Origin of the sequence: Paenibacillus stellifer (assembly GCF_000758685.1) — a bacterium.
Classification (GTDB): domain Bacteria; phylum Bacillota; class Bacilli; order Paenibacillales; family Paenibacillaceae; genus Paenibacillus_AQ; species Paenibacillus_AQ stellifer.
Map to the genome: position 1 here is coordinate 2,752,351 of NZ_CP009286.1, position 18,797 is coordinate 2,771,147.

An 18,797-nucleotide genomic window follows, 5' to 3' on the forward strand; every position below is an offset into this window, starting at 1 on the left:
TTATTTGGAAACAGAGTGACTTAGCCCTTCTTTCGGACTGTTGGCTTGAACATATCGTCAAAGGCCTCTGCAGCAGCCTTGTCGACCGATTTGAATATATGTCCGTATATCTCCAGCATTTTGGTGTTCGTGTGGCCTACGCGCCTTGCAATGGCCTCAGAATGGATCTTCTTAAATATCATCCATGATACTGAGGTGTGACGGAGGTCGTGAAGTCGGATAGGTTTAAGCACATGCTTCCGATGGAAAGCGATCCATCGCTTAGTTAGGCGCTGAGGATCTGATGGTTCGCCGTTTGTACGACAGAAGAGGAATTCCTGATCAGTGGGGGCTGTCCATTTATCACCCAATTTGAGCTTCATCTTGCGCCATTCGGTTCGGTATAGCTTTAGCTCATTAATGACCGAAGGCGAAAGGGATATGCTGCGTTTAGAAGCTTTATTTTTTGGGCCTTTAATAACAGGCTTGCCATCCTTAAGCATAGGCACCGTCTGTTTGATATCGATAACACCATTCTGGAGATCAATGTTTTTCCATTCCAAACCGGCCAGCTCACCACGGCGCATACCTGTTGTTATGGCCAAAGTGATTAGAACACGTACATCAATTGCTTCGTCCTCTAAAGCAGCAAATAGCAGCTGAATCTCTTGTTCGTCATAATATTCCATTTCACGAACATCATTTTCCCGAGGCTTTTTTACTCCCGTCATCGGATTCTCTTTCAGCACTTTCCATTCGACGGCTTTGCTGAAGATACTGCTAAGAACCCGGTAATTATAAACAATTGTGGCTGAGCCTAGCGCCTTACCGTCTTTCTTCAGGCATGCCTCTGGCGTCCGGAGATAGTCCAGGTAATCAGTAATGTGCATCGTCTTGATCTTGTCCATATGCATGCTGCCGAAGTAAGGGAGGATGCGACGATCGACATGAAATTTATAATTGCCCTGCGTCTTTTCCTCGAGCTCCGGTTCCACGAACTTCTGAACCCATTTCTCTGTGAACGCTTGGAAGGTGAGCTTTTCGGGACGGATGTAGTGTCCCGCTTCTACCTCCATCTTGAATTTTACGAGTTCTTCGTCGAGATAGTTTTGTAAACGGCGGGGAGCGCGAAGCAGTTCAGGATCTTCAACTCGGATCGTTTTCCGCTCAACATCGCGCTCACCGCTCGCATCGGTACCGAGTTCCACAGTCAGCCGCCATGAGCTTTTGCCGCGCTTTTCTATGCTGCCTTTTGCCATGGTTATTGTCCTCCTTTGCTTAAATGTATTCCCGACTTCCGGGTCATGATTGAGGATTAAACTTATAAAAGTACTGATTATAAACTCGATTAGCCACCTTGATTGCCTCTTCTGAAGGCTCATTCAAAACAGTACCTGTAATATTGAGACCATGACTTTGATATTTCACAATCTTATGACCTTGCTCGTTATATATTACCTTTGGGACTGTATCTGGTAATTTGTGATTTACCATTAATTCACCAACTTTCGTAGTTAGTCTTATTGACTTGATTAAGGGATTACTTAGTATTGGAGTATATATGCCTCCCGTTGTGATGAGGTTGTAATTCGTGACTTTATCGTCAGGATTTGCGGCTTAAAAGTGGCCTTAAGGGGAAGGCTAACGGAAAAGCCTTCCGGCTGGTTGTCATTCACCTTTAGGAAGGGTCTTGTTATCTTTCAGCAGCTTCTTCTCCACTTTTTTGACATCTTCATGCACCGGCAGGTTCTCTGGCATTGTGCCGCCTAACTCTTTAATGGTTTGCCGTACCTTGGCCCCTACATCATAATGAGCACGATTGGCATTATCCTTACCTTGGATATCTTCTCGGCGTATTTTCTCTTCAGCTTGGGTTGCCCGGAATAGGTTGGCTGCCAGTTCAGTGCTGCCCATGTGATCGAGAATCTTCTGTGACTTCTTCAGACCCTTGTGGCTGTGAATAGCCTTTGCGTCCAGTCCGCCGTACAGCCCTTTGTATCCATGATTCTGGAATACAGCAAAATCAATTGTGGTGAGCACGCCAGCCTGATATGCTGCATCTGCCAGCTGGGAGTTATGCTTCCGCAGTTCTTCCCGCAGCATGACGCGCCGCTGCTCTTCTGTAGCTTGCTCGAAGACCTCCTGCTTCCGTGTCTGGACGGCAAAGTATGTTTGGCCCAGGGCGACGATCTCCTTGGAAGGGTCAGCGTTCTGAATGATGAGGTAACAGGCATAGCGTGAAAGGCGATAATCACGAATGGAACGACGGGCGTTGGAACCGATCTCGACCATTTCGTTGGACTCAACAAAATGGTCCTCCGCTTCTTGTCCGCTATTGATACAGGCAATTATTGCCTTCTTGACGGCTTTCTCAAAATTACGGAAATCTGAATAATCTAAAATTCGAGCGAGAATACGGCCAGTCCAGTATTCATTGCCATTCTCATCTTCTTGGCGTGCTTCTTCAAACGGGGTTTCGTGTTCGTTGGTTGGCTTATTCGTCATAATAATTCAGCTCCTTGATGGGATAGTGGATGATGATTAGGGCAAACTTTTTAATATTACTCCTGAGATTCAGGAACCTTGTAGCTGACCTCAGAATTGAAGCCAGTGAATGGGACTAGATTTCTGACTTATTGGTAACCTGAGGTGAAAGATGTTACTTGAGTTTTGCGTGCAAGGCACGCGAAATGATCATGTGAAGCAGATGAAACTTTCTGACGAAGAACTTAATGGTGATTTTTGTGACCTTAGGTGACAAAAAAATATGTTTTGTGCGAGCCTCGCACAAAAGAGCTCTTTATTGCTGGACTCCAGAAAACACCCTCTCATTTGCATGAATTATTTTTCTTCATGCGGTGAAGGAAAAAAATTCACAGGGATGAGCCTATTTTCATTACCCGGCAATGAAAAGTAATTCCAGCGTTGTAGTTAATGCCGGGCTTCGGCGAAAGGCTCCAGATTGACTTTTCACCGAAGGTCGGTAGAAACTTGATGCATAAGTAATTTCAGTCGACCGGCGACCATAAATGAAGTTTCATCCGTCGAGCGGACAAAAACTTTTTTACCAACCGTTGGTGAAAACAATATCCAAGCGAGCACCAGGGTTTCCGTCACCGCATGACGGAAACTCTCTCGACGTCTTGCCCATTTTGTACGGGCTCCGTACGAAACTCATGTATTGTTCACCGCGTGAACAGAACTAATAATGATCCTCCTTTTAGAGAGGAGCAGAGTTTTCACAGCCCGGCAGTAGAAACTCTTAAATTACATTGGAAATAAGTTATTGCCGCCCAGCAGCAATAATATTGATCAACTTTTCAGCGCCAAGCGCTGAAAATTATTCCCATATTCACCGGTTGCTTCTTTGCATGCTTTCTTAAAATATCAACTAACGGCGTTGTCAAATGAGCGTCATGCTGTTTTAACACTTCTTGCATTCCTGGTTCCAGTGCCTGGGCAATGGCAGTAATAGGATCACCTTCAACATTTACGAAGACAATATCGAGAGGCTTCTTTTCCTTTTTCATGCGTTACAACTCCTTTAGTAAGCAGGATTCATTTTCCATATGTCGAATTGTCGTATGGGAGGTGAAAGACTTGGAATTTAACGAAGCACAAATTTTAGTGTTATCTCGTTTAAGCGTAGGTAAGGTACCAGAATTAAATGAATTCAATTCTTTACTGGAAGAAGATACAGTTCCAGCAAAGTGGCAGGAATTGGCCGCGTATATTTATCAGCTTGAAAAAGAAGGATACTTGAAAGTGCCAAGCAGTTGTTTTGCTACTGGAGGGAGTAAGCATCCTGTCTACGACAACAATGTAAGAGTAATTTGGTTTGAAGGAATGAGGCTTACACCAAAAGGAATGCGTACAGTTGAAACAGACTCCTACTGAGCACCCTAACCGGTGCTTTTTTTACGCCTAGGAATAAACAAGAAATCAAATCCTAGTGAGTTCAACAACCTTTCCTATTTTGGATCCACGCGGCTCAATTTTGAGAAGTCCTCCTACCTTCTTCGCTTTACCTCCTTGTCTTCTGATCTTCCTTCCAGCCATTCAATGAATACTGCTCTTGATACGAACAGGCGCCGGCCTACCCGGGCAGCGTGGAAATCCTCGGAATTCAGCAACTCGTACACCTGTCGTTGCCCGATCCCCAGAAACTTTTGAATATCTGCAGGGGAGAGCACGGGCGGCAGCAGTTCCTCGGTTCTCGTAATGTCAAGCTGCGGAGGTACCTTTGGTGTTGGCCTGATAGGATCGGAAGGGTCCCCGGCAGTCCGGATATTCACCGTCACCTCGATCTTCATCTCCTTGAGCTCCTGCAGGGCAGCGAGCAGCAGATCGGCAGCGGGTGACTTACTTTCAGGTTCATTGCTCATCGGACGTCCCCAATAATGTACTTGTCCAGAACCTCATCCAGATTAGGACTGATTACCCCGTGCTGGTCCAGGACCTTGTGTATTGCTCCCCGGGCGAGCTGTTTAACAATGGCGTTCGATTGCTCCTGCGTACCGACCTGGACAAAGTGGAGGTTGAATTGTTTCTTTTTCATAGCATGGTCTCCTTTCGGAATTTTCAATAATTTATATAGGGAAATGTAGCAGGATAGTTAGTATTAAGCATTTTTGCTGAAGTAGCAGATAGGCTCTTTTGTGGGGCTTATAGGGGCGGCTAGTGAATGAATAAGTTAGTAGATGTTCGGTTCCCGAATGCTGTAAGTTCTCTCTATTATGTTTCGAATAGGGAATTCTGTTGAATTATTGATATTGAATTAATCAAAATTTTCTAAATAAAACCAACTTCATGGTTTATCAGTGCCCTATTAATCTTCTAATGATCTTGAGTATTCTGGGAAAAGAGCTTTCAACATTAAGAGTATTTGATTTACTTCTTCTGGCTTCAGCAATTGACCATTGTAATGCACGGGGATCTCGTTGTTGTTATTTAGCACAAACAGAAGTTCGTAGAATTGTTCATTAAGTATTTTTTCAATTGTTTGCTGCTCGCGTTCCTCTTTCCGCTTCTTCCTATATTCCCAAGCATCAACACCTTTGTATTCCTTAATGTCTTCTCCAGTCGTATCCACTATGTTAAATAAACCCGTTTCATAGTCGCTTTGACCAAGGTCTTCCATTCCAATATACCCTGCTGCGTAAAACAGCGCCCCTGGAGTAACTCCAAGAACATGAGCTAGAGCATTTAGGGTTTCCTTTTGTGGCTTTTGAGTTCCGTCTTCTATCCGCGAGATTGTTGCCTGAGACACTCCGGAATCTGCAGCTAACTGTTTTTGAGATTTATAACCCTTTGATCTTCGTAAGCGTCTAAAAAAATCCCCAAAATTTTCTCCACCTTGAGAAGACATATACATTACTCCTTATTTGCAATAGGTTAGCTAAAGTATAACTTCCCCTAAAAAAATACGCAAATATATACGCATTAACACTTGAAACGAATATATATACGTGATATGATCTTTTCGCGGAGAATATATATACGTTTTGAGGAGGTGTAGATGTGAAGATAAGAGTAAAAGACCCAACTTTCTTAAACGAACTCATCATGATAAAAGGGTTCTATAAGACAGAGTTTGGCAAGGAGATTGGGATGTCTGGCCCAATGACAACTCAAATTACGAACGGTGATAGGTCACCATCACCACGTACAGCAAAGCGCATCTGCGAAGTGCTGGAATGTGAGTGGTCAGAATTGTTTGAGATCGTCAAAACGCCGCATCAAGCAGCCAAGTGACCCGTATCATCACACATTTCAGCATTCCCCGCATCACTCGAGCATAAGCACACCCCAGAGGCTCCCAGCCGCTAAAACGTGCTTAGATCGTCAGCAGTGCAGCTTTTAAGAAGGAGATGAAAAAACATGCAAGCACAAGTCAAGCCCGCAGCCGTCCAGATCCCGCCGCACCTATCCAAGGATCGGTACTGGTGCGGAACGCTTCACCTGTTCATGCAGCACAGTCTACTGCACCGGTACTTTACCCCGAAATACTTTGATTTCGAGGAGGAGACAATTGACTCTGCAGCTCTGAAGCGGCTGTCCCGACCTTGGAGCCAATCAGAGAAGTTTATGCTGAACTTGGCTCTGCATCTATTCAATGAGAACCTGGCGAAGGTGAACCTATCAGATATGGATTTTCTAGATGGCACCAATAAGCAGCTCGTCATTGAGGCGTTGCAGTTACGTTTTAACTAAAGATTCACTACTGGCTTCTTGATCCAAGGAATTATTCATTCAATGCTCGTCAACTCGTAATTTGTATTTAAGAACATACAAAACGGGAATGAAAGGAGGAACTGAGATGCATTCAAACGAGGAAAAAGAAACAACATGTGTTTTCGATTTTGTGAGTAACAGCTGGGAGGTTTACAGCTGCGTTCCGCGTCACATGTCTAAGCTTCGCAAGATCGTTGCTCCCCATTGGGAGGAAATGACTGATGGCAAGGTAACTGCGGCGAAGTTTCGGCTTAGCGGCAAACAGGTCAGTTTTGTAATGGGTAGAACATCGAATATCACGGAAGAACAACGGGAAGCTATTAGCTCCCGGATGAAAGGTATGCACCAAAAACGTAATCAAGAAGTTACAAAATAGCGTTAAGAATTGAAAAGAGGAGGGAGTTATTGATATGCGTAATCAAAGAACAAGACGCCATACCCCGACAGTGATCATCCAGCAGGCTGTGCCGGCATACCAAGCGCCGGAGTTCGTGGAGCGGAAGCCGGAAATTGACCCGCAGCAATTCCTTCAGCAGCTTGGCCAGATGGTCATGCAGCAGCAAGTCCAGCAGCCTCGGCCGGAAACACTGAATGTGAAGGAGGCAGCAGAGTATCTGAGGATCTCTGCTTGGAGCGTGTACGACATGTGCCGGACCAACAGCTTGCCGTTCTTCCGCATCCGGAGCCGTATCTTTTTCCGCCGACATGAATTGGAGCGTTGGATAAGTGAGAATACCAACCAATGCGGCATGGAGAGGTAGGCGGGGCAGTATGACAACAGCACAGAGATTCGTTTCCCTTCGGTTACTTGAGCTGCTCTGCAACCTGACTGCTAAGCGCCATGAGATTGAGCGCGTCGGCATTCGATTTGAGGTGATGGCTGAGCTTCATGAACAGGTAGGTAACGCGCTGTTCCAGGTGAACGGCATTAATCCCGCTCAAGCAAACACGCTCTGGATTATGCTGGAAGATTACGTATCCGGACGTATTAAGGACTTCGAACTGCTGAGCCTGCTGGCTGGGTCCGGTAAGGTGCCAAACAATTGAACAATCGGGGAAGTAATCTGTTGTTTAGCTCGCTGACGGAAAAAGAGTAGGTGGTGTTAGGTGCAAGGATGGATCAAGGATCATCGAAAGGAGCTGGAAAGTGATATTTGGCGGATGCCACCTCTTTATCATCGTGTGTGGCAGTGGCTAAAGTATCAAGTCAATTATGCAGATGCGGAGATACCGATGAGTGACGGCACAAAGTTCATCGTGAAAAAGGGACAGCACCTTACTTCAATACGTAACATTGCCCGGGCGATCGGATGGCACGAAGGATTGGTTTGGAAGGAGCCCAATCCGAAGACGATTTCCCAAATCATCGGTTGGCTTGAGAAAAACGGTATGATCACGGTTGAACGCGGAAGGGGTAACAGGCAATTTACGCTGATAACCCTTGTGAAATGGGACTTTTACCAACTCGATGAAGGGCATGTGGTAACAGCGAGTACCACAGCAAGGGAACAGCTACTGGATATAAACAAGAATATAAAGAATGAGAAGAATGAAAAAGAAAGAGATCTAAAAGATTACATCAGTCTACCGACTGACGATCCCTTCCTGAAAATATATGAGATTCACTTTAGAAAATCTCGGAAAAAGGAACATCCTAGGATCACAGAGCAGCAGCTTCAGCACATCATTCATAATATTGAGATGCTTCAGGAATGGGAGATAACTGCTGAAGATTTCGAGGAACAGGTGAGAGATCACTTTGAAACCCTAGCTAAGGATAATAACGGCAGTATCCTAGCCTTTATCCCATCGTTTATGAGGAGATTTGAGATTCCATACACAGGATTTGAAGTCTAGTATAAGTCACTCGGGGGATGAGTAAATGCTCAGTAAAGAAATTGAAAAAGAAGTTATCCAGTACCTTAAGCAGGTCCGGCTTCTACTGTTTCTTGAGAAGAGTCAGACTGAGACTGAAGAAGTAATGTCTGTAGTTGATAAGATGCCAGACCTTGAGGAAAAGGTGATTCGGAGGAAATATCTTCATCAGGAATCTGAATACACCTTTCATCAGGTAATTTATACGGACATGAATATATCGGTACACACTTATGCAAAAGTCCGATTGAGAGGACTGTACAAAATTGCTCTGGTTCTCGGATTCGTGGACATTTCTTTAGTTAAGCCAACGCTCTTCAACTCTAGGTTATCAGATCAGAGAGAAGAGAATTTGAAGAAAGGGGATTTCCTTTCGAAGCAGGATGAGGAACTAATGATCAGATACTTACAAAGAGCACAGATTTGTAAAACGATAGGTTCAGGGCATGAAGAGCTTAAAGAATTGCAGGAGGCATTGAATAAGCTGGATTCTATCGGGGCAAACATCATCACTCGTAAGTATTTGTCCCGTGAAGCCGAATATACCCGTCACCAGGCAGTCTATGAAGCGTTGAGCATCAATGCCGTCACCTACAAAAAACACCGGATACAGGCGTTAACAAAGCTGGCTGCTGAACTTGGGCTGATGCATTGTACTGGCGAGAATTAGGCTGCTGGCAGAAACTGTTAGATTTAACCGGCTAAGTAGAAGGTTGCAGATATATGAAAAGTATGTTCGTTAAGAATATGGATTGGGAGAGTATGCCATGAAGAATGCTATTTCATTGAACCAGGACTCAAGTAAGGCGGAACGCTCCGAGTATTTAGCCCAGGCAGCGGTATCTAAAGGCCGGCACATGATTACACTTCGGGAAGCGCGTGAGAATGTACGGTGTTCAACGAAGGAAGCAGCTAAAGTTGCGGGTATCACTGAACGGACATTGAAGAAGTGGGAGATTGACTGCGGGAAAGCTGACTTGTTTGCATTAGGCCGACTTTGTGTATTCTATGGCATTTCACTGTCTCATGTATATGCGGGCAAGGAAATGGATCTGTTGGCGGCAAGAAGGGAGGTGAGCGAGTTGAAAAAGATGACCATTGATGCCGAGGACAACGTTGCAGCATTGAAGCGCTTGGGTTACGATACTACGCCAATTGAGGAGTTTCTTGAAGAACTCAGTATGAGTTGGGAAGCCGAAACGAAAAACGCCTCCAGTGCGCCAACACCGGAGACGTTCAATAATTCAGCTATGTAATTGTTTCCCAATGAAGCAATTATACCGCACTCACCTTATAGGCTGCAACTATTAAAATGTGTCTATTTATTGCAAATGGGGGGCTTTCCGTAAGTCGCTAGAGTTGGCTGACATGAACACTGTTTCAAGAAATCAGAAAGAAGGGGCTATGTTGAAATGACACAAAAAAATGGTTTTATGGTCCCAACTCAACAGGAACTCGATTGGATATTTGAAATAACCATAGCGTGTGCTCATAAGCAAGGAATTCATGCGCTAATTGCTTTGAAACAATCATTAATGACATCAGAACAGGGTATTAGGGGCATTTCTCTTCAAACATTCGAAATGAGCCTCATGCTTCCAAGTGGATTTATGAGCAAAAGTCTGCAGTTACTAAATGCGGTAAGTATGTCAGGTAACGCGGCGTCTGAATAAAAAACAGAAGGAGGGGTGATGCATGAACTGTGTCTGCGGGCATGGACTTCAATATCGTATACAGGCTGTTCAAGAACTTGAAGGACAGACAGAGAGATTTAGTATTCAGTCTAAATGTAGTTATTGCAATAGAGTCAGTGAGGCCGAGATAAGCAGTGAGATCAATGAGGTATACGAGAGTATTTGTGATCGCCTTTCGGCCATAAGTAAAGTTCAAGAAAAAACAATGAAGCCGATGACAGATCTTGTGTTCAAAGGAATAATCCGAGATATTCTCTCCCTACGGGCTGAGCCGGTTGTTCTCCCGGCCCCAAAGGCCCCGTCCAGATTTGCACGCCTGTTGGAGAAATTTAGAAGTGACAAGGTTACAAAATAAAGGCTGGAATAAATAACATGGGATGACGCATTTACGTTATAGGTCGTGCCTATTAATTCGACGTCTTATATATCAAAGGGGAATAGTGAATTGCCCAAAGTGAGCTATGCAGAGAAGGCGAGGCCGCCAACAACGATTTTTAGCTGACTTTCGTGTGATCTACAGGGCGTATTGCAGGCTCTGTTATGAATCGAAGGTAAACATTCCGCCATATCGATAAGGTGTTCTATAGTGTGAGATTAATATTACAAGGAGTGTATCTTGAATGAACAAATCTATTGAACAGAAACGAATTGCTGACCTGGAGTCGATCCGGACTAAGGAGAATACTCATATCGTGGATGCGGCAATCAATAGCGGTGCAACTGCTGAAGTGACTGCACTCCATATTATGAAGCAACGGGCAGAAGTAGATGAAATGGTTGATCATATTGCAAAATCTGCGAACAAGTTTCGTAAATAGCACTCATCTAAATAAAAGGGAGAGATGAATAGATGTTTGAGAAAAAGAAGGTTAGTCAGCTGGTGAGTGAGTTCTTAGAGAAAGCAGCACGTCGGAATAGTAAAGTGAGCGAGAATGTTGCCAAGCTTAAGTCAAAAACTGAATCGCTCAACAAAGAAATCTCTGAACAAACGTCCGCTATGATTGAGCTAGAAATTCAAGGTGATGAAGCTGGGGCTGAGAAATTACGTAAAACAAGCCGTCAGTTACGACTTGAGCTCGCTGAGGCGGAGGCTTCGATTGATGCGTACGCAAATCAAGTAGGATCGGGAACAGGCCATTCTAAAGAGATCGAGGCTATCCGGGCTTCGGCAATTCGGGAAATAAAGGAAAATCAAGAACTAATTCAGGCTATTCGTGATCAGGAAGAGGACTTGGATAAAGAAATGAAGGCGATTGAATCCAAACGGAAAGAACTTAGCGCAAGAATTGAATCGATTAGTCGTTCAGGTCCGGAGAATTCGCTATCGAAGATTCTGATTTATATCGATCCGCGGACTAAGAGCCTGCCGAGCTTTCAACATGATCATTTCCTGCGTCTATGGATTCACTCAGAAGATACAGAGCATATGCTTACGGGGGAACCTGAATTTCGAGGCCCTATTTCCACCGTAAGCGAAGTAATACAAGCGAAATCTGAACCCAAGACGAGAATCCATACTGCTCATTTACAAGGCTCGGACAAGCGAAGCTTATTCGAATCTTGGAAGTTTAATCATCCTAATGTAACTATTGTGGAACACGGCAGTCTGGACTCAAGATTAGGACCGCTTGAAATCCAATATATGTTGAATGATTAGGTAGGTGAAGAGACTACTAAGAGATTGGGAGTAGGACATGGCATTGAACCAACTGACGAAGGACAAGCAACGTGAGCAGCAACAGCAATGGAAGGCCAAAAATCAAACTAAAGCATGTAAGATATATCCCTACCGCAGTACATCTCTTAAGACAAGAGGAAAAAAACGTGGCGCTCGTTGAAGATCAGGTTTCGAATTTAGCGTCTGGTTGGATCCAAATAAAAAGTCAAAAAGGACTCAAAGAAAGCTCCCGGGCTGCTTTGGGTCCTTCCAGACTTTCGACTTATGCGGAGGTGAGAGAGATTAGTATCGAAAAAACGATGAAGATGGTCGCCTTCGCCGAATCGAAAAGTCAGTTTGTCCATGAAAAACTCAGCTCTTTATGCGACCAGGGCAAGCGAATATTGATTGAGTATGAAATGCCGACAGTTATCGCGTTAAACTTTCTGACCATTTGGCAGTTATCACTCCTACTCAAAAGATTCAAATGGGGCGCCGAATCAGATCAGGTTAGTGATTCTATGCAGCATGAGTTCATATCAATTCTTCCTAGGATCGAGGATATGCTGCAACTGCGGATCGCTACAGCGTTGAACTGGGAGTTCCTTTGTCACCAGTGCGAAATGAACATAATGCCTGTTCAATTAATAAAGAGTTTGCTTGAGCCGTATATATCAGGACTCGTGAACCAAAAGGATCTGTTCATTTTCGGTCTGCTTCCTTCTGATAAAGCGGTCACAGTCGAGTCTTATACCGAAACGATTGACAAAATACTTCGGATGGAATCATCCAATACAGAAGAAGAACGAGGTGAACAATAACTATGGCTGGTAGAAGTAGAGAGTACGATATCGCATTTCAATTACGCGGACTTGTGGACCCCTCCTTCCGGCGGACGACCGACAACGCGGAGCAGCAAATCCAGGAGCTTGAGCGAGCCATACGGGAAATGAGCCGAAACGGTGGGTTTGATGACCTCAGACGGGATGCCAGGCAGACCGAGGGAGCATTTGACAGCCTGCGAGAGCGGGCCGAGAGCTTCAAGGACACTTTGGCTAAGGTGGCGGAGTTCACCGGCGCCAAAAAGCTGATTGATATGGCTACCGGCTCCCTGGAGGATGTAGTCGGAACGATCGGCGACCAGAATGATGCAATGGCGCAGCTGCAAGCCTCCACGGGCATGACTGCGGAGCAAATGGAGCAGATGAACGTCATCGCCAAGGACCTGTATAAGCAGAACTACGGCGAGGGTTTTGACGACCTGGGCGAAGCCATGGCTACCGTGAAGCAGGTCACGAACCAAACCGGTAGTGAACTGGAAAACACGACGAAGACAGCGATCGCATTCCGAGACGTGTTCAAGGAGGATATCCCCGAGTCGCTGAAAGCTTCGGACACGTTGGTCAAAAAGTTCGGTATCACCTCGGATCAGGCCTATAATCTGATGGCTCAAGGTGCTCAAAAGGGCCTAAATAAATCCGGAGATTTGCTGGATACCACGAACGAATATGCTGTCTACTTTAAGACGATGGGTTACAACGCCAATGAAATGTTCGATATTTTCAGCGCCGGCATGGAGAATGGGGCATTTTCGCTTGATAAGGTGGCGGATTCAGTCAAGGAATTCGGTATCCGAATTAAAGATGGATCGGACACAACTGGCGACGCACTATTCACGCTCTTCCAGGCTGCAGATGTCAGTGATTTTGCAAAAGCGCTGAAAAAGGGCGGGGAAAAGACCAAAGAGTTCGCCCAATTGGTGAAGCTATCCGGTAAGGATACAGCCAATGTGATCAAAGATCAACTTAAAAAAGGCGGCGCAGTAGAGCAATCTGCCATCAATCGGCTCAAGCAGGTACTTGGTAGCGGTCAGCAAGTAATGGACGGTATATCTAAAGGGTCGATCTCCGGCAAAAAAGCGATGGAAATGGTCATCGAAAAGCTTAAGCTAATCAAGGACCCTGTGGAACAAAGCTCTCTGGCTGTAGCTCTTTTTGGTACACAGTGGGAAGACATGGAATCTAATGTCGTCCTCGCACTCGGCAACGCTCGGCAGCAATTCGACGCCACTAAGCAGACCATGGAAGAGGTCGCAAAGGTCAAATATGACACGCTGACTCAACAATTCCAGACGATCGGCCGAGAAATCATGACCGACTTGATTATCCCGATTGGCGAGGATTTGATGCCGGTTTTGTCCGATCTGGCTAATTGGATGAGTGATCATAAAAATATGGTCGAATTTCTGGCTTTGGGCGCTCCAGCTGCCCTGATTGGCAAGAATGCGGTCAAGATTATCGGCAAACTTGGTAAAATCGGGCGAGCTGCCGAAGGGGCTACGGGAGCGGCTGGAGGATTTAACACTGCTCTTGGGTTATTAACGAACCCTGTAGGGTTAGCTATAACTGGCGTTGGTTTATTAACAACCGGAGTCATTGCTTATAAGCAACATCAAAAAGAAGCACGGAAAGAGCTTCTTAATATGGGCGGTTCTCTTGAAAGGGCATACTCAGGATATAAGGAAGTTGATCAGGCCTCAAAACATACCCAGAATTTAATTGCTGAATACGATCGGCTAACCGGGAAAATCAATAATGCCAAGACGCCAGCAGCTGAGTTGACCGAAGCTAGGCGAAAATTAAAAAAAGTGGAGCAAGAACTCATTGACATGAATCCGGATATTCTCAGTGCAGAGGGATCGAAGAATGAAAAATTCCGTGATCAATTGGGCCTTGTTCAGAAAATTAACTCTGCACAATCCGAAATGAGTAAGCGCGATTTTGAGCATGCTCTTATGGATGCTGAAGGAAAGATGCCTGAACTGGAGAGCACTTATAAAGATCTTGTTGCTGACCTGGACAAGCAAAATGCTGCTTATGAAAAAGCGAAAAAACAATATGCAGATTACATGGAATATAAGAAACAGTACCTGAAGATAAACGACAGCAATTCAAGCGATGAAGAGAAGAGCAAACAGCGTGATGAGCTAGCTTCGAAAATTCAGGCAGCTACCGGAATGGATTACAGAAACAACTGGGCTAATATGATGTACGATGTGTCTAAGATTGAAAAGTCGTTCGATAACTATCACGAAAAAATCAAGACTACCGAAAATGAAATGGCAGATGCGCAAAACAGCATTTCACAGTATTACGAAATGCAGTCTAAAGCGATCGAGGAGAAGCTCGGCGGATCGATCGAGAGTATGGCAGGTAAATACCAAAACATGTCTGACGCCGAAAAGAAAAGGTTTGATCAGGCGATGCGCGATATCGCTGACCTTAATCGAGAAATGGACCTGCTTCCAACCGATAAGAAGATCAATATTGACGTCATCTATAAACAAGCGGGTCTATACATGCCTAAAGCTCCGAAAACAGTACAAGACATAACCACGTCTCTATTCCCAAAGCAGCAACAGAAAATGATGGGTTACGCCGATGGCGGTATAGCGACGGAGGCATCCATCTTCGGTGAGGCTGGACCCGAAATCGCGATCCCGTTGAATAATAAATCCCGGTCGCACTCGCTGCTGGACACAGCTAATGATTTGATGGGCCATAGCAGCACTGGTGATATTAACGCCAGCTTTAGTTTTAAAATAACTGTTAATGGCGGCGGGACGGATGTAGCGGTTCAAGTCAAAAAGGCTATCCAGGACATTCAGCCAACTTTGGAACGCCAACTAGCAGCATTATCGGAACGAAGAGGAAGAGTTTCGATGAGAGGTTAATTAGGAGTCCAAGTTATTCGGGCAGGGTATAAGATAATGACAAATTAAGGAGTGTATGTTATGAGCAAAGAACAGCAAGGAACGACATGCTCCTGCTCAATGAATTCTGTGCGGTCAACCGACTCGGGTAGGGAGAGCATTTCGAAAATCTTCCCTGCCGGTAGATGCGACGTCGCATCTCCAAATTGTTCATACGCTTGGATGAACCGTGATGCTGTTGACGCATCAAAATCACAGAACTCTGTAGCCCATTGCTTGAAATCACCAGCAGCAAGGTCATTCTCTTTCACATGCTTCAGCCGTTTGCCGATCTCAAAGAGCGACTGCCCGGCAACCTGCTTGTAACTATTGATCTTGGCTGTGCAATTGAGAATAGGAGTAAGTATTTTTATAGTTCCATAGTCACGAAATAATATATGTCAATCATAATTAGATAGTATCGAATGTTTGTAGTAACTTGTATTGACTTGTGATACGCTCTTGACATGGTTCAACTTAGAAGTATGTGCTTTAAGGCAAAGTCCGTTCGCGGAAGCCTTTTGGTACATACTTTTTTCATATGAAAGGATTGTGAAGAGAATGGCATCAAGTAATTATCACACACTGGTAAAGAGAATGGATGAGTTAGAGCGTAGATTGAATGAGATCCAGAGGCCTGAATGTCCACCCGTATACAATGAGGATGGGAGACCTTGGAGATTGTTGAGAGCTCAACTGCAAGAGCAGCTTAGCCACATCGAGGATCAGAAGAAACAGTTGATTATTAATGCAGTGGCTTCACTCATAAGATGCGCTACTGGTGTACCTCGCGTGCAGCAACTTCCATGGGAGCAGATGGAATATGCAAAAACAATCATCCATGCTGTACTCACAACTTTAGTCACTGATTATGATAAGGACTTATTTAGTCATAAATTCGTGAATAAGGCTATTCTCCAACTGAAGCCAATAATTTGAATAGCAGGATTTATCTATTAAACATCGAACTATGGAGCTGGGAGGTGATTTTTATGCCGAAGGTAAAGATCTTCTATTCGGAAAGCCCTGAGAGGCTTGAGGACGATATTAATGAATTCCTTAATGGCGGAGAAGTAAGTGATGTTATTGATATCAAATTCAGTACAAGCGCGGTCGCATTACCCGATGAGCGCCATGGCACTGCTGATCCAATGGGGCTGTTCTCTGCTCTTGTATTCTACCGGGAAAAAATTGAACCTGTAGATCCCGGATCGTTTTTTTCTTTTGGTTAATTGTCGAAAGGGATAAAAGAAAGATGCATATTCTTTATATCGGAGAACGATGCCTATGAAGGAAAGGCCTAAGGAACTGAATGTGAAGATTAGTTTCGTGGACAGGGAAGGAAACGTGGTTTTTAACAGCATGGAAGAGGCCTTTTCTAAGCTAAGTCAAAAAGAGCAAAATAAGCTTTTATCCAGAATCTTATGGGCAACCACTGGGATCAAGCATAAGCCATTATAACCTACAAGGACCGCGTAAATAGTGCGGTCTTATTTCTTGCTATTAGGTGTTTCTATAAATACTCTAGTCCAGCTGTCAACCGACGGACGACATGCCACGCGGGCAGATTACACTCCACACCTGTCCTTAGTCATTGGGCATCAAGCTGTGACCGCAGCAGCCGAAGGTGTGGATCGCGGAGGCCGCCGGCCGCCTCAGTAAGTGCCGGCATTTCATGCGGGGTTAGTGTAATGGATAGCACTCCGGCCGTAAGCGACCGGCAGTGGCGGTTCGAGTCCGCTTCTCCGCTATTGCAGGATTTATCTTCCAGACACCGAATTATTGGTGCTGGGAGGTGAATATAATGACCAATGATACAAACGACTATCTGGAATTAAGCCGTGAAGAATTAACAGAATTGCTTAGCTCTTTCCAAAACAATGAGACAGAGTTTAGACAATTACATTCAGACTTTCTTGTACAACTGAAGAAATATCAGTCAGGAAAACATTTGTACACAGAAGAAGAATATCGATTTTACATTGATAGCATCGAGAAGTCGATTTCGAGTACAAAGTCTTCGTATGAGAATATGAATCGGCAGATTCAGATCATCAAAAACCTTCTTCAGAAATAAGCACCCTAACCGGTGCTTTTTTCTTTTGTCCTACTTTGAATATTTATACGCATTATACATACATCATGAATGCTAGGGGTGGTGTTTTACTCACCCCCTGTTTTGATGTTTAGGGGTGGTGTTTTCCCCACCTCTCTTGGTGGGCAATTCATCACCTCTCTTGGGGGGCAATTCCCCACCCAAGAAAGAAAGAAAGAAAAATATAAAGAAATATATAAAGATATATAGGAGACACATCCCGTCTCTGAATATATACAAACGAATATGCAATGCATGAAGCCATCCAATAACCGGGTGGCTTTTCCTATTTCAAAGAAAGGGTGAAGAGGATGAGGGAATTAAGAGAGAGGTTTATGAGCGAGACAGAGAGCACCAATAACCTGAGCATATTGGTCACAGCTGTCATGCTTCCAACCGGAGCGATCGAGATCATCACCAACAGCTTCAGACTGGACGAGAAGATCAAGTATCTGCGTGAAGCATATGACGATGACTTCAAGCTGAAGGCGAATGCCGCTGTGAAGATCGTCGGTTACATGCTGGTGTAGAGAGGGTGGAGATATGAGCCGACATGAATGCAGTGATCGTTTATATCCGTGGTCCAGCATAAGAGATCATCCTACCTGGACGGACAATGAGTCTATCACCTTGATCAAGACGAGCGCTGTAGGGCAGACAGAGAGCCTGCCACCTTATCCGCTCTCGACGGAAGATGTTTATGGAGAACGGGTGAGGAGATTACAGCAGCAGATGATCGGATATTCATGTCGTAAATGCGTAATTTAGTGACGAAAATCCGGCATTTTGGGTCCTTCTGGAGAAAAAAATGAATGCGGGTGCGCGTGAGCCCGATTTCATGCTAGATTTTATTTTCAAAATTCACTTCCGTTTCCGTTTCTAACATGGCTGTGATGGCGTTATGAAAAATTCACTACCGAATAATGGCATTTGTATGATGTAATAAGTGAGATGGGTGGAAAGCGGAAGCAAGCTTTTAAATAATGCGGAAATCATCCGAGATATTTATGGCTCATGGTAGGAGGAGTTAGGATTAAAAAATTACAAAAAGAACTTATTGTTACTGTCCGATTCGTTGATAAAGATGGAAATGTGATTTATAACAGCATGGAAGAGGCCTTTTCTAAGATGAAACAAACACAGCAAAACAATCTTCTGGCACTAATAAAAACAGCTGTTACTGGCATAAAGCACGTACCAGTAAAATGATGGAGCTTTACGAAATCCGCACCCAATCCGCACCCAACTCATGATTTCTTAGAAAACAATCCGGAAGTAAAAGGCCGAAAATCCTTGATAATAAAGGGGATATAGACAAAAAATCGGGGCCCTCTTTCGAGGACCCCTTTCATGGGAGAGGAGAAACCGGACGAAGAGCTTATGGGGAAGCGTAAGCTTGCTTCGCGGTTGTCTACGGCACTTCTCAATGCCGATAATGTAAGGATGGCCCTGTGTTTCCGGTTTTATACATCGCTTCGAAACCTTTTTTCATTCACGGCTCGAATGTGGTAC

26 protein-coding genes and 1 tRNA gene are annotated in these 18,797 nt (G+C 44.6%); 20 read left to right on the plus strand and 7 right to left on the minus strand.

Features of this window, described 5'->3' with window-relative positions; all coding sequences use genetic code 11:
* Positions 1 to 20: 20 nt before the first annotated feature.
* The 3 genes from PSTEL_RS12535 to PSTEL_RS12545 form a co-directional block, all read right to left on the minus strand.
* Positions 21 to 1,238 (minus strand): tyrosine-type recombinase/integrase, encoded by a 1,218-nt coding sequence (locus PSTEL_RS12535; RefSeq protein WP_038695744.1) that lies wholly within the window; start codon positions 1,236 to 1,238, stop codon positions 21 to 23.
* Between the two features lie 409 nt (positions 1,239 to 1,647).
* Positions 1,648 to 2,484, minus strand: a complete 837-nt coding sequence (dinD, locus tag PSTEL_RS12540) for a DNA damage-inducible protein D (RefSeq protein WP_038695746.1) — start codon at positions 2,482 to 2,484, stop codon at positions 1,648 to 1,650.
* An 815-nt stretch (positions 2,485 to 3,299) separates the two neighbouring features.
* Entirely contained in the window at positions 3,300 to 3,509 is a 210-nt protein-coding gene (locus PSTEL_RS12545) for a hypothetical protein (protein ID WP_038695748.1), read from the minus strand.
* A gap of 70 nt (positions 3,510 to 3,579) precedes the next feature.
* On the opposite strand from PSTEL_RS12545, the gene PSTEL_RS12550 reads away from it, so the two are divergent.
* On the plus strand, positions 3,580 to 3,876 hold the full coding sequence (locus PSTEL_RS12550; RefSeq protein WP_038695755.1) for a hypothetical protein: 297 nt from the start codon (positions 3,580 to 3,582) through the stop codon (positions 3,874 to 3,876).
* A 113-nt stretch (positions 3,877 to 3,989) separates the two neighbouring features.
* Here the strand turns inward: PSTEL_RS12550 and PSTEL_RS28840 are convergent, their stop codons facing one another.
* From PSTEL_RS28840 to PSTEL_RS26270, 3 genes are all read right to left on the minus strand, one after another.
* On the minus strand, positions 3,990 to 4,364 hold the full coding sequence (locus tag PSTEL_RS28840; protein ID WP_342666573.1) for a helix-turn-helix domain-containing protein: 375 nt from the start codon (positions 4,362 to 4,364) through the stop codon (positions 3,990 to 3,992).
* Positions 4,361 to 4,537 (minus strand): hypothetical protein, encoded by a 177-nt coding sequence (locus tag PSTEL_RS27645; RefSeq protein WP_156995863.1) that lies wholly within the window; start codon positions 4,535 to 4,537, stop codon positions 4,361 to 4,363. Before PSTEL_RS27645 ends, PSTEL_RS28840 begins: the two co-directional genes overlap by 4 nt.
* Positions 4,538 to 4,807: 270 nt before the next feature.
* Positions 4,808 to 5,347 (minus strand): helix-turn-helix domain-containing protein, encoded by a 540-nt coding sequence (locus PSTEL_RS26270; RefSeq protein WP_052098410.1) that lies wholly within the window; start codon positions 5,345 to 5,347, stop codon positions 4,808 to 4,810.
* Between the two features lie 152 nt (positions 5,348 to 5,499).
* Here PSTEL_RS26270 and PSTEL_RS12565 point away from each other — a divergent pair, with 152 nt between their 5' ends.
* The 13 genes from PSTEL_RS12565 to PSTEL_RS12630 all read left to right on the plus strand — a co-directional run bounded on the left by PSTEL_RS12565 (position 5,500) and on the right by PSTEL_RS12630 (position 15,172).
* Positions 5,500 to 5,733 (plus strand): helix-turn-helix domain-containing protein, encoded by a 234-nt coding sequence (locus PSTEL_RS12565; RefSeq protein WP_038695757.1) that lies wholly within the window; start codon positions 5,500 to 5,502, stop codon positions 5,731 to 5,733.
* 126 nt (positions 5,734 to 5,859) lie between these two features.
* Positions 5,860 to 6,192: a hypothetical protein gene (locus PSTEL_RS12570; RefSeq protein WP_038695759.1), complete on the plus strand. Its 333-nt coding sequence runs from the start codon at positions 5,860 to 5,862 to the stop codon at positions 6,190 to 6,192.
* 106 nt (positions 6,193 to 6,298) lie between these two features.
* Positions 6,299 to 6,589, plus strand: coding sequence for a hypothetical protein (locus PSTEL_RS12575; protein WP_052098411.1), 291 nt, complete (start codon positions 6,299 to 6,301; stop codon positions 6,587 to 6,589).
* A 34-nt stretch (positions 6,590 to 6,623) separates the two neighbouring features.
* A complete protein-coding gene (locus PSTEL_RS28465; RefSeq protein ID WP_052098412.1) occupies positions 6,624 to 6,974 on the plus strand; it encodes a helix-turn-helix domain-containing protein in 351 nt (116 codons plus the stop codon).
* A gap of 10 nt (positions 6,975 to 6,984) precedes the next feature.
* Positions 6,985 to 7,260, plus strand: coding sequence for a hypothetical protein (locus PSTEL_RS12585; RefSeq protein ID WP_038695763.1), 276 nt, complete (start codon positions 6,985 to 6,987; stop codon positions 7,258 to 7,260).
* Between the two features lie 60 nt (positions 7,261 to 7,320).
* On the plus strand, positions 7,321 to 8,070 hold the full coding sequence (locus PSTEL_RS26280) for a hypothetical protein (protein ID WP_052098413.1): 750 nt from the start codon (positions 7,321 to 7,323) through the stop codon (positions 8,068 to 8,070).
* A 25-nt stretch (positions 8,071 to 8,095) separates the two neighbouring features.
* On the plus strand, positions 8,096 to 8,758 hold the full coding sequence (locus PSTEL_RS12595) for a hypothetical protein (protein WP_038695765.1): 663 nt from the start codon (positions 8,096 to 8,098) through the stop codon (positions 8,756 to 8,758).
* A gap of 97 nt (positions 8,759 to 8,855) precedes the next feature.
* Entirely contained in the window at positions 8,856 to 9,344 is a 489-nt protein-coding gene (locus tag PSTEL_RS12600; RefSeq protein WP_038695767.1) for a transcriptional regulator, read from the plus strand.
* Between the two features lie 156 nt (positions 9,345 to 9,500).
* On the plus strand, positions 9,501 to 9,761 hold the full coding sequence (locus PSTEL_RS12605; RefSeq protein WP_038695769.1) for a hypothetical protein: 261 nt from the start codon (positions 9,501 to 9,503) through the stop codon (positions 9,759 to 9,761).
* 641 nt (positions 9,762 to 10,402) lie between these two features.
* Positions 10,403 to 10,600: a hypothetical protein gene (locus PSTEL_RS12615; protein WP_038695772.1), complete on the plus strand. Its 198-nt coding sequence runs from the start codon at positions 10,403 to 10,405 to the stop codon at positions 10,598 to 10,600.
* 32 nt (positions 10,601 to 10,632) lie between these two features.
* A complete protein-coding gene (locus PSTEL_RS12620) occupies positions 10,633 to 11,439 on the plus strand; it encodes a hypothetical protein (protein WP_038695774.1) in 807 nt (268 codons plus the stop codon).
* A gap of 71 nt (positions 11,440 to 11,510) precedes the next feature.
* Complete coding sequence (locus tag PSTEL_RS12625; protein ID WP_156995864.1) at positions 11,511 to 12,260, plus strand: hypothetical protein; 750 nt, start codon at positions 11,511 to 11,513, stop codon at positions 12,258 to 12,260.
* A gap of 2 nt (positions 12,261 to 12,262) precedes the next feature.
* Complete coding sequence (locus PSTEL_RS12630) at positions 12,263 to 15,172, plus strand: phage tail tape measure protein (RefSeq protein WP_038695778.1); 2,910 nt, start codon at positions 12,263 to 12,265, stop codon at positions 15,170 to 15,172.
* A gap of 44 nt (positions 15,173 to 15,216) precedes the next feature.
* On the opposite strand, the gene PSTEL_RS26965 is transcribed toward PSTEL_RS12630, so the two are convergent.
* Positions 15,217 to 15,588, minus strand: a complete 372-nt coding sequence (locus PSTEL_RS26965) for a DUF3102 domain-containing protein (protein ID WP_342666580.1) — start codon at positions 15,586 to 15,588, stop codon at positions 15,217 to 15,219.
* A 286-nt stretch (positions 15,589 to 15,874) separates the two neighbouring features.
* On the opposite strand from PSTEL_RS26965, the gene PSTEL_RS12635 reads away from it, so the two are divergent.
* From PSTEL_RS12635 to PSTEL_RS12660, 6 genes are all read left to right on the plus strand, one after another.
* Positions 15,875 to 16,129, plus strand: coding sequence for a hypothetical protein (locus tag PSTEL_RS12635; protein WP_156995866.1), 255 nt, complete (start codon positions 15,875 to 15,877; stop codon positions 16,127 to 16,129).
* A gap of 53 nt (positions 16,130 to 16,182) precedes the next feature.
* Positions 16,183 to 16,422: a sporulation protein Cse60 gene (locus PSTEL_RS12640; protein ID WP_038695782.1), complete on the plus strand. Its 240-nt coding sequence runs from the start codon at positions 16,183 to 16,185 to the stop codon at positions 16,420 to 16,422.
* A gap of 445 nt (positions 16,423 to 16,867) precedes the next feature.
* Positions 16,868 to 16,940 (plus strand) — tRNA-Leu (locus PSTEL_RS12645).
* 54 nt (positions 16,941 to 16,994) lie between these two features.
* Positions 16,995 to 17,267, plus strand: coding sequence for a hypothetical protein (locus PSTEL_RS12650; protein WP_038695784.1), 273 nt, complete (start codon positions 16,995 to 16,997; stop codon positions 17,265 to 17,267).
* Between the two features lie 353 nt (positions 17,268 to 17,620).
* Entirely contained in the window at positions 17,621 to 17,815 is a 195-nt protein-coding gene (locus tag PSTEL_RS12655; protein ID WP_052098414.1) for a hypothetical protein, read from the plus strand.
* A gap of 484 nt (positions 17,816 to 18,299) precedes the next feature.
* Complete coding sequence (locus PSTEL_RS12660; RefSeq protein WP_038695788.1) at positions 18,300 to 18,494, plus strand: KH domain-containing protein; 195 nt, start codon at positions 18,300 to 18,302, stop codon at positions 18,492 to 18,494.
* Positions 18,495 to 18,797: the final 303 nt, after the last annotated feature.